Source organism: Vibrio sp. L3-7 (genome assembly GCF_963898195.1).
GTDB lineage: Bacteria > Pseudomonadota > Gammaproteobacteria > Enterobacterales > Vibrionaceae > Vibrio > Vibrio echinoideorum.
Genome location: NZ_CAWQUW010000066.1, coordinates 16,057 through 31,457 on the forward strand (window position 1 = coordinate 16,057; position 15,401 = coordinate 31,457).

Annotated in this window: 14 protein-coding genes and 1 pseudogene; 5 read left to right on the forward strand and 10 right to left on the reverse strand. The window is 43.0% G+C overall.

What is annotated here, in order from left to right; all coding sequences use genetic code 11:
• Window positions 1–205 precede the first annotated feature (205 nt).
• From AACW75_RS23080 to AACW75_RS23100, 5 genes are all read right to left on the reverse strand, one after another.
• Complete coding sequence (locus AACW75_RS23080) at window positions 206–805, reverse strand: hypothetical protein (RefSeq protein WP_145572170.1); 600 nt, start codon at window positions 803–805, stop codon at window positions 206–208.
• Between the two features lie 14 nt (window positions 806–819).
• A complete protein-coding gene (locus AACW75_RS23085) occupies window positions 820–1,434 on the reverse strand; it encodes a DUF2971 domain-containing protein (RefSeq protein ID WP_145572171.1) in 615 nt (204 codons plus the stop codon).
• Window positions 1,435–1,504: 70 nt separating this feature from the next.
• Window positions 1,505–2,821 (reverse strand): restriction endonuclease subunit S, encoded by a 1,317-nt coding sequence (locus tag AACW75_RS23090; RefSeq protein WP_237297517.1) that lies wholly within the window; start codon window positions 2,819–2,821, stop codon window positions 1,505–1,507.
• 86 nt (window positions 2,822–2,907) lie between these two features.
• On the reverse strand, window positions 2,908–5,256 hold the full coding sequence (locus AACW75_RS23095; RefSeq protein ID WP_145572173.1) for a type I restriction-modification system subunit M: 2,349 nt from the start codon (window positions 5,254–5,256) through the stop codon (window positions 2,908–2,910).
• A gap of 130 nt (window positions 5,257–5,386) precedes the next feature.
• Window positions 5,387–5,731: a hypothetical protein gene (locus AACW75_RS23100; RefSeq protein ID WP_145572183.1), complete on the reverse strand. Its 345-nt coding sequence runs from the start codon at window positions 5,729–5,731 to the stop codon at window positions 5,387–5,389.
• A 223-nt stretch (window positions 5,732–5,954) separates the two neighbouring features.
• Here AACW75_RS23100 and AACW75_RS23105 point away from each other — a divergent pair, with 223 nt between their 5' ends.
• Entirely contained in the window at window positions 5,955–6,788 is an 834-nt protein-coding gene (locus AACW75_RS23105; RefSeq protein WP_145572174.1) for a hypothetical protein, read from the forward strand.
• 5 nt (window positions 6,789–6,793) lie between these two features.
• Window positions 6,794–7,093: a hypothetical protein gene (locus AACW75_RS23110; RefSeq protein WP_145572175.1), complete on the forward strand. Its 300-nt coding sequence runs from the start codon at window positions 6,794–6,796 to the stop codon at window positions 7,091–7,093.
• 40 nt (window positions 7,094–7,133) lie between these two features.
• Here AACW75_RS23110 and AACW75_RS23115 read toward each other — a convergent pair whose 3' ends face one another.
• On the reverse strand, window positions 7,134–7,442 hold the full coding sequence (locus AACW75_RS23115) for a pyocin activator PrtN family protein (RefSeq protein WP_237297518.1): 309 nt from the start codon (window positions 7,440–7,442) through the stop codon (window positions 7,134–7,136).
• A 560-nt stretch (window positions 7,443–8,002) separates the two neighbouring features.
• On the opposite strand from AACW75_RS23115, the gene zur reads away from it, so the two are divergent.
• Window positions 8,003–8,461 (forward strand): zinc uptake transcriptional repressor Zur, encoded by a 459-nt coding sequence (gene zur / locus AACW75_RS23120; protein WP_004735846.1) that lies wholly within the window; start codon window positions 8,003–8,005, stop codon window positions 8,459–8,461.
• A 17-nt stretch (window positions 8,462–8,478) separates the two neighbouring features.
• Window positions 8,479–8,940: a chemotaxis protein CheX gene (locus AACW75_RS23125; protein WP_004735847.1), complete on the forward strand. Its 462-nt coding sequence runs from the start codon at window positions 8,479–8,481 to the stop codon at window positions 8,938–8,940.
• 187 nt (window positions 8,941–9,127) lie between these two features.
• On the opposite strand, the gene pgi is transcribed toward AACW75_RS23125, so the two are convergent.
• On the reverse strand, window positions 9,128–10,780 hold the full coding sequence (pgi, locus tag AACW75_RS23130; protein ID WP_145566092.1) for a glucose-6-phosphate isomerase: 1,653 nt from the start codon (window positions 10,778–10,780) through the stop codon (window positions 9,128–9,130).
• A 325-nt stretch (window positions 10,781–11,105) separates the two neighbouring features.
• Between pgi and AACW75_RS23135 the strand changes: the two are divergent.
• Window positions 11,106–11,525: pseudogene (locus AACW75_RS23135) on the forward strand (secondary thiamine-phosphate synthase enzyme YjbQ).
• 94 nt (window positions 11,526–11,619) lie between these two features.
• On the opposite strand, the gene AACW75_RS23140 reads toward AACW75_RS23135, so the two are convergent.
• Genes AACW75_RS23140 through AACW75_RS23150 form a run of 3 tightly spaced genes read right to left on the reverse strand, consistent with a single transcriptional unit; the run spans window position 11,620 to window position 15,332 of the window.
• Entirely contained in the window at window positions 11,620–12,825 is a 1,206-nt protein-coding gene (locus AACW75_RS23140) for a BamA/TamA family outer membrane protein (protein WP_102572985.1), read from the reverse strand.
• Window positions 12,826–12,848: 23 nt separating this feature from the next.
• Entirely contained in the window at window positions 12,849–13,934 is a 1,086-nt protein-coding gene (gene alr / locus AACW75_RS23145; protein ID WP_102572983.1) for an alanine racemase, read from the reverse strand.
• A 6-nt stretch (window positions 13,935–13,940) separates the two neighbouring features.
• The gene (locus tag AACW75_RS23150) at window positions 13,941–15,332 is read right to left on the reverse strand and encodes a replicative DNA helicase (protein WP_017073474.1); all 1,392 of its coding nucleotides are present in this window, start codon (window positions 15,330–15,332) and stop codon (window positions 13,941–13,943) included.
• Between the last annotated feature and the right edge of the window lie 69 nt (window positions 15,333–15,401).

A 15,401-nucleotide genomic window follows, 5' to 3' on the forward strand; every position in this document is an offset into this window, starting at 1 on the left:
CGTAGGTTCATGGTGTTGCTGAGGTTTAGATAATTGATTTTTATTTAAAGGTTCATTTGATTCACTTATAAAATCATTGACCATATAAAGCGCATTGGCATCGGAGGTACCATATGACTTTTTCATCTCAATCACTCGCTCCCTCTGGGGGCGCTTTATCGGAGAAGCCATTTGTGAAGGTTGATTATTATTGTTGTTATTATTGTTAGTCATTTTTAGTCCTCACATCTTCCTTAGTTACACAACTCACTTGCCCACCACCAATAAGTTTAATTTCTGTCACCTTTCTCGATGATGACGAATCCAAATCAAACAACAAAAATACACCTCCAGATAACACAAATGGAATGATTGATGCTTTAAGCCACTTCACTATCGAGTTCAACTTATCCTGACGTTTCTTGTTTGTTTTGCGGTTTTCTCCAGAGCAGGCACTATATTCTTCGATTAAATAGTCTTCAAAGGTTTCCGTTGCCATAGAGGCACTATTTCCAAGGCTTTGGCGATATTCTTCTGTTTCATCCATTGGCGGTAAATAGCTATATTCGTTACCCCAAAATGCATCTGTTAACTTGTAAACAACCACAACGAATATGACTGCACTTATTGAAGAACAAATAGTAAAGAATGCGAGTAGTGGCAATGAAGCATCCAAATCGACATTGCGAGCCATATACACTAACAACGTTGCTCCTGTAGCAATAAGTGCAAAACGAATCTGAGCCTGCGCTGTAATGTCCTTTTTCCTATCGTTCTCAAAAGCAAATTGCTCTCGATAGATATCTAGCACGTCCTTCTTATCCACTACGTATCCCTTATCTACAGTTCATTTTGAGTCAGCACTTTAGCTTCAGGCTGAAACTTACTTATTAGTGCTTCAACCAATGGTTTAATTCTCTTGTCTGCTCTTTTTCCAAAGATAACTTCTTTGATTTCCACATCAATCAAGTGACCTTCATTGCTAAATAGACGAATTTCTTCTTCGTATCTCCAACAAGGTGACTTGTGTCTGAGTATACGCCGCGCTCTATCGTCTTTATCTTTATCAACAGAGCGGTGTATAAGGTTCGGCATCCCTTCATATTTAACCTTATAAGCCTGCCCAGCTTTATTGGTGTTCTTCAATGTCACACCAATACAAATACCGCGATTACCATTCGAGTAATGCGCCCACATTAGGTCAATGTCTCTTGATGTGCTCAGAGAACAAAACTTCTGTTTAGAAATAACTGATTCTAATACGTCGATCTCGTCATCGGCGTACGAGTCAGGGAAGTTATAACACCCTTCCATAGGATCGTTCATAGCATAGTAACTTGCAGCATAGACTCTAGAGTTGACCAATATATCGACTAAATTTTCAAAGCTCTCAAAGGAGCGATACTTGTAAAGAACATCTCCTTCATCAGTTTCATGTTTCCATGGCTTAGACACTTGGTTCACTACCTTGTAATTTGACGAATGATGTCATCTTGGAATATGCATTCTCGAGTTGAATCAGCACTCATACGCTAGCCTCCTGCTGTTGAGCTTTCTGGCTCACAGGGGCTTGCCAATTGCGTACGTCAATTTTACCTGTTACAGCAGCAGAAATTAGAGCTGTACGCCGTTCCATTTGAAGAGTAACCAAATTTTCTGCTTTTTGAATTATGTCTTGGTATCTTTTCACATAAGTACTTAGCCACAAGTTAATTTCTTGTTGTTCATTGATTGGTGGGACGACCAATTCAACGTCACCTTGAGCAATCAGCCCAACATACCCTCTGGTGGACTGTTTACCTGCTATCACATCTAACTGAGTTACAACGGACGTTGATTGAAACTGATAGTAATAAAATTGGTTACTTAGAGTGTGGTGCAGCCAACGATAATAAGTAACTTGAGGCGTTAACATCCAATATTCTTCTGACATTTCATCAGGCACAATACAGACCTCACCAACTGTTCCTTTATGGGTTAACAGCATGTCTCCAGCTTTAGCAAAACCAATACGTAACTTATCAGCTAGAGCTTTAGGAATTCGTTTACATGAGGTTGTGTCTGCTTTGCCATTTCTGACGTTATTTGCCATTAGGAACGGAATCCCATCATCTACATAATCATTTGCTACGGGATGTAATTCTCCATGATTTCCATCTTGAATTTTTAGCTTAGCTCCGCGGATAAGGTTTCTTACAGAAACTATTTGCCAATGCTCGGGCACTTCCCCCAGCCACTCCACACCAGAATCTTTCATCTGTACATCTGGGTTTAGCCCTTTAGTCACTGCATGGCTGATCACGGCTTGACGCTTTTCTTTTAGCAGCTTGATGAGTTGCAGCTGCTTGTCGATCAACGTGTCGATTTTGGCGGTTTCGTGATCGAGGAAGTTGGCGATTTGAAGACGTTCATCCTTGGGTGGCAATGGAATTTCAAAGCTGTTTAAATTAGCCGTCGTTAACTGATTGATCGTAGCAGTCAAAAATGACCCCGATTGATACTCAAACAAAGCTGAATTAAACACTTTCGAAAGGTAATCATTGTAAGGACTACGAAACACAGACATAAAAGCCCCAAAAGTCATACCCAATCCCTGTTTATCAATTTGGGCATTCTTTCCGATCAATGCTCGACTACCATTCCGAGCACATATCAATATGTCACCAAGCTGAGTCTTTAGCTTTTCTGGGATTTTCTTATTCACATATACGTTGTCTTCAAATGCCAGTTGCTTATTTTGGACATTTGAAGATCGTAGAACCAATGTTCCTTCATCTGAGTTATCAACAACATCATCTGGTGAATAAGTTAATCCAATTATCGCTTCACCAAGATATTTCAAACGCTTTACTTCCCAGTGAGCGGGGATTTCATGTAACCAACCCAAGTGGGTTGGTTTGTATTCAGAATAAGCAGGATAGTTACTCATTACGAATGCACCTCTTGCAGTAGCTTCATAATGTCGTTGCTCACGGCATCCAAGTCCTCATCAATCGCTTTTAGCTCACGTGGTGGCTGGTAGACGTAGAAATGGCGGCTAAATGGGATTTCGTAACCGACTACGCCAATCTCATTGTCTTTGTCATCACGCTTATCAGCGTTAACCCACGCATCGGTAACGTGTGGCTGTACTTCGCGCTTGAAGTAACTTTCTATCAGATCTGACGTGCTAACGCTTGGATCAAGTGGCACGTTCTCGTTATCACGCAGGTCACCATCCTGTTGGAATTCAACCACTTTACCTTTGTATTCAAACGCGCCATACGATGGTTGAGAATCTTCTTTTAGTGCCTTTTTAACCACTGGTTCAGCATCTTGGTTCTTCCACGTTACCGCATCAATAAACTGCTTTTTCTCTTTGGCATCAAACTTAATTCCAGTGGCTTTAAATGCACCTTTCAAGGTCAATTCAAACTGATTGAAATCATCAGACTGGTGCGCTTTACCACCAAAAGATTGACCAATTTCAGCTTGTAGCTGTTGGGCTTTTTCCATTAAAGACTTTTGGAATAGCCAAATCTTGCTATCCAAGACATCTTTGATTTGCTTCTCTGTTAGTTCTGGGAAATCCGCTTTGATTAATGCACGAACCTCAGTTTCAACATCACCTAACAGTCCATATGTCTCCTCTGTCCACTCTGAACCAAATTTCTCATAGACCGCTGGCATAACTGCGTTAAATGGCTTAGGAGCAAAACGAAGGGTATTGATTCGCTCATCTGTTAACTGTGTAGATAAACGTAATGGGCGCTCAATTGTTAGGCGGCGGTAGCCAAACTCGTGGGTGCTAAAAATCTTGCTGGCGAAAGTTTTAGGCGCTTCTGTTTTTGGTGTCGCTGACTGACGTCCACGGTTAGACTTTTGCTCTGCTGGCTTATCAAGCTCACGAGCATCAACCACTTCAAAATCACCAAAGCTGCGAGTAATGGTTTTAATGTCGTCTTCACTCATTACGTTACGCTTAGAGCCTAGCGATTTACGCATCTTGCCACACAGGTTAGAGCCATCAATTAATTGAACTTTACCCTTTCGCTCTGAGGCTTTCTTATTGCTTAGCACCCATACGTAAGTTGCAATACCTGTGTTATAGAACATGTCGGTTGGCAGCGCGACGATGGCTTCAAGTAAGTCAGCCTCAAGAATGTAACGACGAATTTCACTTTCACCACTACCAGCACCGCCAGTAAACAGTGGTGATCCATTGAGGATGATACCGATACGACCACCATCCGTAACGCTGCCGTCAACAGCATGAGTGTCACGCATTTTACTGATCAGGTGCATCAAGAACAGTAGAGAGCCATCAGACACACGAGGTAAGCCCGCGCCGAAACGACCATCGAAACCTTTTAGGGCATGTTCGTCTTTGATCTCACCTTCAATCTTCTTCCAATCAACACCAAACGGAGGGTTAGATAGCATGTAGTCAAATTGGTCGGCTGGCAGTTGGTCATTGGAGAGAGTGTTACCTAATTTGATACGGCTAACATCTTGCCCCTTAATCAGCATATCCGCTTTACAGATTGCGTATGACTCTGGGTTTAACTCCTGACCAAACGCACGCATCACTGCTTTAGGGTTCAGCTCATGAACATATTCCATACCTGAAGATAGGAAGCCGCCCGTACCCGCTGTAGGGTCGTAAATGGTGCGAATGATGCCTTCTTTGGTCAGCGCATCATCATCTTCCATAAACACGAGCGATGTGGTTAAACGAACGATATCACGAGGGGTAAAGTGCTCACCTGCGGTTTCATTTGAGCTTTCAGCAAAGCGGCGAATCAACTCTTCAAACACTAATCCCATTTCATGGTTGGATACTTTAGTTGGGCTAAGGTCGGTAGTCGCAAACTTCTTTACTACTTTGAATAGCAAGTTGGCGTCATCTAACAGACCAACAAACTCATCAAACTTGAAGTGCTCAAAGATTTCACGAGCGTCTGCCGAGAAACATTGAATGTAGTTCTCTAGGTTATCTTTGATATCCTTCTGCCCCATCTTTCCAAGGTTCATTGGTGAGGTATTGAAGAACGACAATCCGTTAGTAGCACGAAGCAGCATTTTTTCTTGTGCTTCTTCAGGCAGGTTCATAGCTTTCACTTTTTCGGCCTGAATAACGACAGCATCTTTACTCTCTTCCAGCACACACTCAAGGCGACGAAGAAGAGTGAAAGGCAAGATAACACGCCCGTATTGAGATTGTTTGAAGTCACCGCGAAGAAGGTCGGCAACCGACCAAATGAATGCAGCGGTTTGAGAGAAGTTTGTGTTAGTCATATTTGGTTCTTAGTAAGCCTGACGAAGTTATTTCGATTGTACCCCAACAACATTGAAGAGACAGCGACCTGAAACAAAAAAGCACCTACATCAGGTGCTTAATTAAACAAGTTATCTTACGGATAGAGCATCAAGCCTTATAGCGTGGGGAGGCGTCAATGATGTGCTTCGCAAGTAACTCTAGAATATCCTTTACTTGCTTGTCACGACGATCCAAAAGCTGCTTGAGATTAGTGATTTTCACCTCTATATCTTCGCCATCAGCGATATCTTCTAGGTTGTAAGCATCTTCTGCGTGTTGAGTGATTTTTTTTATCCATGCCAACTTTAATCGATTATCGGATGTATCACTTAAGGTGAGGAAGCGAGCTTCTATTGCCTTTTCTATTACTTTTTCAACAAGGCTCGTTGCTTCGAATACTTCTAAATCATATGCGAGTTTGAATTGTGTTTCTGTGGATATAGGTTTGATCATAGTGTTTATTAAAAGGATACATTTTCTTTTCCCAACTGCAAAATATGGCAAAAGAGTGAGTGCCTTTTGTTAGGGGGTAGTTAAGAAGGGTCTCCCTTCTTACCAGCAGATAACGAAAGCGAAGCCGTTGTCCTATCTGGAATCACCTATGAATACGCATGGTTAAAGTCCCGTAGTTTGCAAATCTGAGAATGAATTTGTAAGCTTAAAGCAAACAATAAACATGTTAAAAAACTGGACTGTAATTACCCAACCTGTTCGCCTTGCAAGCGATGGCGTTATGATGCGCGAACGCTACTTGCAAAGCCTGAAACACGCCAATCACAAACATACCGAACATATCGTATCCATATTTGGTTGCGCTAAAACATCGAACAGAATTGCGCTTGCTGGCGAAGAGTTTCGACTCAATCAAAAAATATATAACAGTCGTGGCGGTCGACCACTTTCGAGCTACGCGGTTGAATACTGTCTCACTCTACCCAAAGGATACCGCCCTACTACCCAACAATGGCAATCCGTGATTAAGGATTGCAGCTTAGCCCTCGCAAAATTATGCAAACTGAACAAATTGGAATTTGCACAATATCGCCAACAGATTCGCGCGGTTCTGCACCAACAAGATCAGGAAAGAAAAAAAGGTAGCGGTGATCATGTCCACTTAATTATTGGGAAGGTCGTTGGCAAACGAGTTCTGAAGGAACTTCAGCAAAAGAAAGCAACTAAATTAATCAAGCAAGCTTTCAATCATGCTGTTTTAAAACATGTCGGGGTAGATCATAGAAGCTATGAGCCGATGGAGGCAGAGAAAGGGAGAAGGCTCTCCACTTGGCAATATCAATATGACAAAGCTAATCAGGCGCTAGAGATTGAAAAACTTATCTCGAAGATGCAAAACCAGTTTGATAAGTGGTTAAAAGCGAAAGAAGAGCACAATGATAGGCAGCAACATCGTCAGAAAAATCGACTACTAAAAACTTACGAAGGGTTGGAATCAAGAAAATTATCGCCTTTACAACAAGAACAATTAATTAAAATAAAACAAAAAATAAAATAGAACTTATGCCTTATTACAATGGAAAATGGCACCTATATTCTGAAGCTGAAAGACGTGAATATGGTCACCAACAAAGAGAAACTTATCGCCAAGCATGGCACCAAAAGTGGATATCAAAAACTGGGTTGAAGCAAGGAAGAAACTGGACTGACGGTATGATTAAACAGTTTCTTTCTGAAAAAGAAGAAAGTGCAGGGAAGATTAAGGCTTATAAGCTAACTCTTATAGCAAGAGTAGAGAAAACTAAAAAGTTTCAAGCTGTAATGGAACAACGTGTAGCTCGACAACAGAAAAGATCCACCTAATGTATAGCCCGTCAAACGACGGGCTAATTCGTTCTACAGCCTAGGCCTGCATGCGAAGCCAGTCACATTGAGACTCTGTAGCTGCACGCTCTACGTAAGCTACAAGGTGGTTAAAATCAACCAGCCACGGGGCTTTTTGAGAATAGCCAAAACGAATAACAGGAAATGGTAGGTCATTAATGCGCGCTTTCCGCTTCGCTGTGCTTGCTGTCAGCCCGAGATAAGTTGTTGCAACAACTTCCAACGGAATAAGAGGCTCGTTGCTATGTTTGGCTGCTAAAAGCGATCGAGTGGAAATGGAATTCAAAGTAACGCTCATCGGTGCTCCTAATTTATTATCGTCGGTCATAGCGACACGCTCTATCAATAATATTTAGCTGCACTTTTTCACGCCCATAAAGCATTTTTTTTGAATTTTTCAGAAAGGGAGATAGTATGGGTAAGACGGTGCTTTTATTTTTATGACGAGTAACAGTCCCCTAACCATCCCCTCAACTTCTCAGAACAGACGTAACACTCTGTTTTTATAGGCCAAGCCAGCTCAGTGCTACGAATCGAGCATTGGAGCGACAGACAATCTACATGAATGTGTCATGGTAAAGTACCCTGATAGCGAGTCAAAAAAATATGCTGGAACACCCAGCAAAAGCAAGGTCGGCTATTGTAAATGCTATGCCCGGTTTGTGCTATATGAACTTTACCTCACATTTTTTATTTAAACCTATTCACCAAACCTCTAATTCAGCCTCACTAATCAGTTATGCCTTGAGTCACACTGTCATTTTGAGTTACCTTGTCTTATTCAAAGTCGTGGGTCACAATACGCTCTGTACCTGACTTTAATAGAAATCATTGGCTCCCAAAACGTAGTAACCTAGAAATAGGGTTTGAATAGGGATGTCCGATTGAATGGTGAAAAATTTGGACCACACATTAATAGAGCAAGTTGAAGGGATATGCGCATCTCGAGGCGTTAGATTAACACCTCAGAGAAAGCGAGTGTTTGAGCTCATTTTCTCTAATAAAAAAGCCTCTAGTGCTTATGAATTGTTAGAGCAATTGAAAGTCAGTGAACCACAAGCCAAGCCTCCGACAGTATATCGCGCTTTGGATTTCTTGTTGGAACAAGGTTTCATTCACCGAGTTGAATCAACCAATAGCTTTATATGCTGCTGTTCTTGCAATGCCAATAAACATTTCTCCCAACTACTGATCTGCGATAAATGTGGCACGGTGGTAGAATTACAAGACGATGCGCTTGTCACTCTACTCGCTAGTAACGCTGAGAAGCATGGCTTTAAATTGACTAATCAAGTCATTGAGTCGCATGGCATTTGCCAAACTTGCTCCTCCGATATGAAAGAATAAGATTATAGAAGAACATTATGCGCGCTGAATTTGTAAACCCGTTTTTAGCTTCTTTGATGAACGTATTAAAAACGATGGCTTCTCTAGAATTAAAGCCACAAAAACCAAGAGTTAAGAAAGATGAGATCGCTCGTGGTGATGTATCAGGCCTAATTGGCATGGTTGGAACACAATCTCGTGGTTCAATGTCGATCACCTTCGATGAAGGTCTCGCTCTTGAAATCATGGAAAACATGCTAGGTGAACGACCAAACGGCTTGAACGAAGAAGTGACCGATATGGTCGGTGAAATCACCAACATGGTTACTGGCGGTGCAAAACGTATTCTTGCAGAAAGCGGCTTTGACTTCGATATGGCAACGCCAATCGTAGTTTCAGGCAAAGGACATACTATTCGTCACAAGTGTGAGGGTGCTATTATCATTATGCCTTTCACATCTCAGTGGGGTAATGCCTTCATCGAGATCTGTTTCGAATAAAACGACTTACTGATATATAGAGTATTCGCTACAATCTAGAAGCGGTAACTAAAATATTAAGAAGGCTGACACACGTGCGTCAGCCTTTTTTATTGCCGTAAAATCGACGGATATAAAAAACGCCAACCTTTCGGGTTGGCGTTTTTATTATTTATTACTGTTTTTACTCTGTACTACTCAAACAGTCTTAAGCTTTCAACGCTTTAAATGCATTGATAAGACCGTTAGTTGAGCTGTCGTGAGAGGTCACTTGAGCATCGTCAGCAAGCTCTGGAAGAATTTGGTTTGCTAGTTGCTTACCAAGCTCTACACCCCATTGGTCAAAGCTGAAGATGTTCCAGATAACGCCTTGAACAAAAATCTTGTGCTCGTACATCGCGATTAGGTTACCTAAAGAGCGAGGAGTCATTTGCTTAACAAGAATTGAGTTCGTTGGACGGTTGCCTTCAAATACTTTGAAAGGAGCAAGTTCAGCTGCTTCTTCTGCTGTTTTGCCTGCCGCTAGGAATTCAGCTTCTACTGTCTCTTTTGTCTTACCGAAAGCAAGTGCTTCAGTTTGAGCAAAGAAGTTAGACATTAGCTTCTGGTGATGATCAGATGCAGGGTTGTGGCTGATAGCAGGAGCAATAAAGTCTGATGGGATCAGCTTAGTGCCTTGGTGAATCAGTTGGTAGAAAGCGTGCTGGCCGTTTGTACCTGGTTCACCCCAGATGATAGGACCTGTTTGGTATTCTACTGGGTTGCCTTCACGGTCAACAAACTTACCGTTTGATTCCATGTTACCTTGCTGGAAGTAAGCAGCAAAACGGTGCATGTATTGATCGTAAGGTAGAATCGCTTCTGACTCAGCGCCATGGAAGTTGTTGTACCAAACACCAATAAGAGCAAGAATCACTGGAATGTTGCTTTCAAACTCAGTTGAAGCAAAGTGGTTATCCATCTCGTGTGCGCCATCTAGTAGCTCAGCGAAGTTATCGAAGCCGATAGAAAGAGAGATAGAAAGGCCGATTGCAGACCATAGTGAGTAACGACCACCAACCCAGTCCCAGAATTCGAACATGTTGTCAGTATCAATACCAAACTCAGCAACTGAAGTTGCGTTAGTTGATAGTGCTGCGAAGTGTTTAGCAACGTGTGCACTATCACCCGCTTCAGCCAAGAACCAATCACGTGCAGAGTGTGCATTCGTCATTGTTTCTTGAGTTGTGAATGTTTTAGAAGCAACCAAGAACAGAGTTGTCTCTGGGTTCAGCGGCTTTAACGTCTCAACGATGTGAGTACCATCAACGTTAGAAACGAAGTGCATGTTTAGGCGAGTTTTGTATGGTGTTAGTGCTTCAGTCACCATGTATGGACCAAGGTCCGAACCGCCGATGCCGATGTTAACTACATCAGTGATCTCTTTACCTGTGTAACCTTTCCACTCACCAGAAACGATGCGGTGCGTGAACAGTTCCATTTTTGCTAGTACTGCGTTCACTGCTGGCATTACGTCTTTGCCATCAACCATTACTGGGTTGTCGCTACGGTTACGTAGAGCAGTGTGAAGTACTGAACGGCCTTCAGTCTTGTTGATTGCATCACCGCCGAACATTGCTTCGATTGCAGACTTAACTTCAGTCTCGTTCGCAAGAGCGAATAAGTGCTGCATCGTTTCAGCGTCGATAAGGTTCTTAGAGTAATCGACTAAGATGTCAGAACCGAAACGAGTAGAAAAGCTCTCGAAACGCTTTGCATCTTGAGCAAATAGTTCTTTCATATCCATATCTTGAGCAGACTCAAAATGTGCAGTTAGAGCTTTCCACGCTTGTGTTTGCGTTGGGTTGATATTTTTCAACATGGTATCTATCCCGATATTACTGTAGGTTTTATTCTAAACGTCACTAGGGTGATGAATAGAACCCCCGATTAGGCGAAAGTTTATATTTTTCTGTGACGATAAAACGCATCACCACTGAAAGATTCTTTGTAATTTATTTTCACGACGTATTATGCCGTATATGAAGAGCTGTACCTTGAGATAAATCAGAAATCGATTTCCTGATAGAAAAATCGGTACTTACTCTAGCTCTAACATAATTAAATGTGAGCGATAGCGTATAAATTCAAGTTCAAAAGATAGCGTTAAACTGCTTTTTTTCCAAATACATTATAAGGGATGGCGTATGTGGATTCAGAAGACTATACACCTCAATGCACGAAAGCGGGGATTTCATCTCATTACTGATGAAATTGAACAACAGTTAAACGATATGAACTCTCTCTCTGTTGGTTTATTACATCTTTTCATACAACACACTTCTGCTGGCCTAACACTCAACGAAAATGCCGACCCAACCGTTCGTGCAGATATGGAATCACACTTTAACAAGTTCGTACCCGAGCGAGCGGCTTATTACAGACATACTTATGAGGGTGATGATGACATGCCAGCTCATATTAAAGCATCGACACTTGGCAGCTGTGTGACAATTCCAATAACCAACGGGCGTTTAGCTTTAGGAACATGACAGGGCATATACTTGGGTGAGCACCGAGATTGCGGTGGAAGCCGCATTGTGATCGCCACGATTCAAGGTGAATAAACAGTTAAGCTAATTCGAACAAAAAAGAGTGACGCAAATGCAGTCACTCTTTAAGAGTACAATGTGGATTCACTTTCAACTGAAGCAGTGAAATCTAGAAAGGCTGGTTTATCATGACCCTAAAAGTCCCTTCATCACCGCCTCGAGCTAACTCAGCACGAACGACAATACCTTCCACTTGAAAACGAACAGCGCCACCTAAGCTCCATTTCATATCAGTGTGCAATTCTTTGATATCGTACTCATCAGCCACTCGCCCTATTTCGGCGAACGCGACCCACTGCCACCAAGGCAAGTCATAGTAGTTAATCAAAGGAATATCACCGAGTGGTTGCCAATCTGGAAGCACTCGGTATTCGGCGGAGTAATGCACCGCTGAACGGCCATGGTAACGACCACCAGTATAACCGCGAAGACGATACAAACCACCGAGTCGAGCTTGTTCTGTTTCCGGTGGACGCGCACAATCTTGTCCTGAGCAGTTATCCCACGTAGGTGTATCGGCTGTATAGAAATCGAAAGCCACGACTTGTTGGTCGAACAAGTCCCCTAAAGGACCTAAAGCGAAGTACTGACTATTTTGGAATGTCCATTTCAGCCACAAGTCGTCATTAGACCAACTTTCAGCACCAGTAGTGAACTCAAGATTGGTATGAGACCCTTTGGTTGGATTACGTGTGCTATCACGGTTATCCCAATCAAGCGCCAAGCTAAAGCCTGTCGCCTCTTCTGTGTTGTTTAACCCTTCTAGCTCACGAGCGGTATAAAAAGGCGTGAAGATAATAGAGCTGACGCCCGACTCGACTGGCGAAGCAAAGCTCACATCTTTGATTGGTTGAAAAGCCCCTAACAAGCCATGGTCTGCAACATTGCCCCAAGGCAGCAGATACTTAAATTCAAACTGGTAGTTCTGCTCTAAGCCATCGGCAATGGTTTTGTCATCAATTGATGAATCATTGTCACCTTGAGAGCCAATGTAATAAGGATTGTCATTGAAACGTGCTTGGTACATCTGTGTACTAAACAGAACACTCTCAGACAATGCATAATTAAAGGCTGATAAAAACCCGACATAACTGTCTTTGTCCGAATACAACGCCATCCCAAACAGAGCAGCCTGAGGTTGCCAAACACCCTTTGCGACACCAGCAACCCCAACGGTATTACCCATGGTTTCAGTACTGAAATAGAAAGGAACGAAGGCTGAATCTTTTTCTTCACTCAGAGCAGAAGAGGAAAAGCTGACACCGAGCAGTGCCATGACTGACGTTAACCAGTGTCGAGAGGCTCTCTTGAACATCATTTAGTTTACAAGATCCATAACTACTTCACATACTCCATCGCAACACGCGAAGTCAGCTTAGTGACTAACTCGTACGCGATAGTGCCAATATGTTCCGCGACTTCTTCTGAAGGTAAATCTTTACCCCAGAGCGTCGCCCCATCACCCACTTGATCCACGGCATCAGGGCCGAGATCAACCGTGAGCATGTCCATTGATATTCGACCTGCAATCGGTACTATTCTACCGTTAACAAGTACAGGCGTGCCATTTGGTGCGGTGCGCGGGTAGCCATCTCCGTAACCAATAGCAATAACACCGACCTTGGTGTCACGTTTACTGGTCCAGTTTCCACCATAACCCACACTTTCACCCGCTTTAACATCACGAACCGCAATCAGGTGAGATGTCAGAGTCATTACAGGCAAAAAACCGAGCTCTTGAGCCGACTTATCAGCAAATGGAGAAACACCGTAAGAGATGATTCCAGGGCGCACCCAATCAAGATGACTATCCGGCCAAGCGAGTAACCCAGCAGAAGCCGCAAGTGAACGTTCACCTTCGCAACCATCCGTTAGAGATAAAAAAAGCTCAGTCTGTTCAACTGTTGTGGTTCTATCTAACTCGTCAGCACATCCAAAATGGCTCATGTAGCGCAATGGCTTTGCCACATTTGGGCATTGATGCAAACGCTCTACAAAATTTTGGTATTGCTCCGGGCGAACACCTAAGCGGTGCATGCCACTGTCGACCTTTAGCCATACCACAACAGGCGTTTCCAAATCAGCATTCTCTAGTGAGCTCAATTGCTCTTCGCAATGCACAACGGTTTGGATGTTATTAGTCACCAATATGGGTAAATCGCCCGAAGAGTAAAAACCTTCTAACAATAATATCGGCTTAACGATTCCACCAGCACGCAGTTGTAACGCTTCTTCAATACGCGCCACACCAAAAGCATCTGAGCTTTTAGAATGTTTAGCGATATGCAGTAAACCGTGTCCGTAGCCGTTGGCTTTCACTACAGACATGACCTTGCACTGAGGAGCCTTCAACTTTATTTGGTTCAGGTTATGTTCGAGCGCGTTTAAATCAATGCTCGCCGCCGCAGCTTTCATGTAAGTCATTAACGATTACTCATCATCAAATGCAGGGCCTGCATAGTTATCAAATCGGGAGTGTTGCCCTTGGAATGTCAAACGAACAGAACCGATAGGACCGTTACGCTGCTTACCAAGGATAATCTCAGCAATGCCTTTCAATGAACTATCTGGGTTATAAACCTCATCACGATAGATAAACATGATTAAGTCGGCATCTTGCTCGATAGAACCTGATTCACGCAAATCCGAGTTTACTGGGCGCTTATCTGCACGTTGCTCTAGGGAACGGTTAAGCTGAGAAAGTGCAACAACCGGAACATTCAACTCTTTCGCAAGGGCTTTTAGGGAACGAGAAATTTCGGCAATCTCTAAGGTACGATTTTCAGACAATGAAGGTACACGCATTAATTGAAGGTAATCTATCATTATCATAGAGATACCGTCATGCTCACGAGCGATACGTCGAGCACGCGAACGAACCTCTGTTGGTGTTAGACCCGAGCTATCATCGATATACATATTCTTCTTATCCATAAGAATACCCATACTCGATGAAATACGCGCCCAATCTTCATCATCCAATTGACCGGTACGAATCTTGGTTTGGTCGACACGAGAAAGTGACGCAAGCATACGCATCATCAGCTGTTCGGCTGGCATCTCAAGAGAGAAAATCAGAACGGGCTTATCTTGTTTCATCGCCGCGTTTTCACACAAGTTCATCGCAAACGTGGTTTTACCCATCGATGGACGCGCAGCAACAATGATTAAGTCTGAACCCTGCAAGCCTGCTGTTTTCTTGTTGAGGTCGTTGAAGCCAGTATCGACACCAGTCACACCATCTTGTGGTGATTTATATAGGATCTCGATACGTTCCAGAGTCTTCTCTAGAATGCTATCAACGTTTTGGGGACCTTCGTTTTCACTTGCTCGACCTTCTGCAATCGCAAAGACCTTACTCTCAGCCAGATCCACCAACTCTTCTGATGTACGCCCTTGAGGGTCATAACCAGAATCGGCAATCTCATTCGCAACACCAATCAGGCTACGAACCAATGCACGCTGTGCCACGATATCCGCGTAAGCGTTAATATTCGCCGCACTTGGGGTATTTTTAGCAAGGTCGGCAAGGTAGGCAAAGCCGCCAACTTCTTCGAGCTGCTCACGCAACTCTAAATGTTCAGAGAGTGTAATAAGATCCAGAGGAGCACTTTCTTCCAGAATATCTTTTACCGCTTCGAAGATCAGACGGTGAGGGCGACTGTAAAAGTCCTTACTCACGACTTTTTCTGAAACCGTATCCCAGCGTTCGTTGTCCAGCAACAAACCGCCGATAACAGATTGCTCAGCTTCTAATGAATGTGGCGGGACCTTGATGGCGTCCACCTGATCGTTGGCTGATTTCTGACTTCTGGTATCCACTATGACTACACTCAATAACTAATAATGATCGTTCATTATACCCAAGAACATTCATTTGTAATGCAATCC

Bases quoted from the DNA above. Each gene is read 5' to 3' on its own strand.
- AACW75_RS23100 (WP_145572183.1), bottom strand. From the start codon at position 5,731: ATGATCAAACCTATATCCACAGAAACACAATTCAAACTCGCATATGAT.
- AACW75_RS23095 (WP_145572173.1), bottom strand. From the start codon at position 5,256: ATGACTAACACAAACTTCTCTCAAACCGCTGCATTCATTTGGTCGGTT.
- AACW75_RS23110 (WP_145572175.1), top strand. From the start codon at position 6,794: ATGCCTTATTACAATGGAAAATGGCACCTATATTCTGAAGCTGAAAGA.
- AACW75_RS23115 (WP_237297518.1), bottom strand. From the start codon at position 7,442: ATGACCGACGATAATAAATTAGGAGCACCGATGAGCGTTACTTTGAAT.
- zur (WP_004735846.1), top strand. From the start codon at position 8,003: ATGGTGAAAAATTTGGACCACACATTAATAGAGCAAGTTGAAGGGATA.
- AACW75_RS23140 (WP_102572985.1), bottom strand. From the start codon at position 12,825: ATGTTCAAGAGAGCCTCTCGACACTGGTTAACGTCAGTCATGGCACTG.
- pgi (WP_145566092.1), bottom strand. From the start codon at position 10,780: ATGTTGAAAAATATCAACCCAACGCAAACACAAGCGTGGAAAGCTCTA.
- AACW75_RS23105 (WP_145572174.1), top strand. From the start codon at position 5,955: ATGTTAAAAAACTGGACTGTAATTACCCAACCTGTTCGCCTTGCAAGC.
- AACW75_RS23125 (WP_004735847.1), top strand. From the start codon at position 8,479: ATGCGCGCTGAATTTGTAAACCCGTTTTTAGCTTCTTTGATGAACGTA.
- alr (WP_102572983.1), bottom strand. From the start codon at position 13,934: ATGACTTACATGAAAGCTGCGGCGGCGAGCATTGATTTAAACGCGCTC.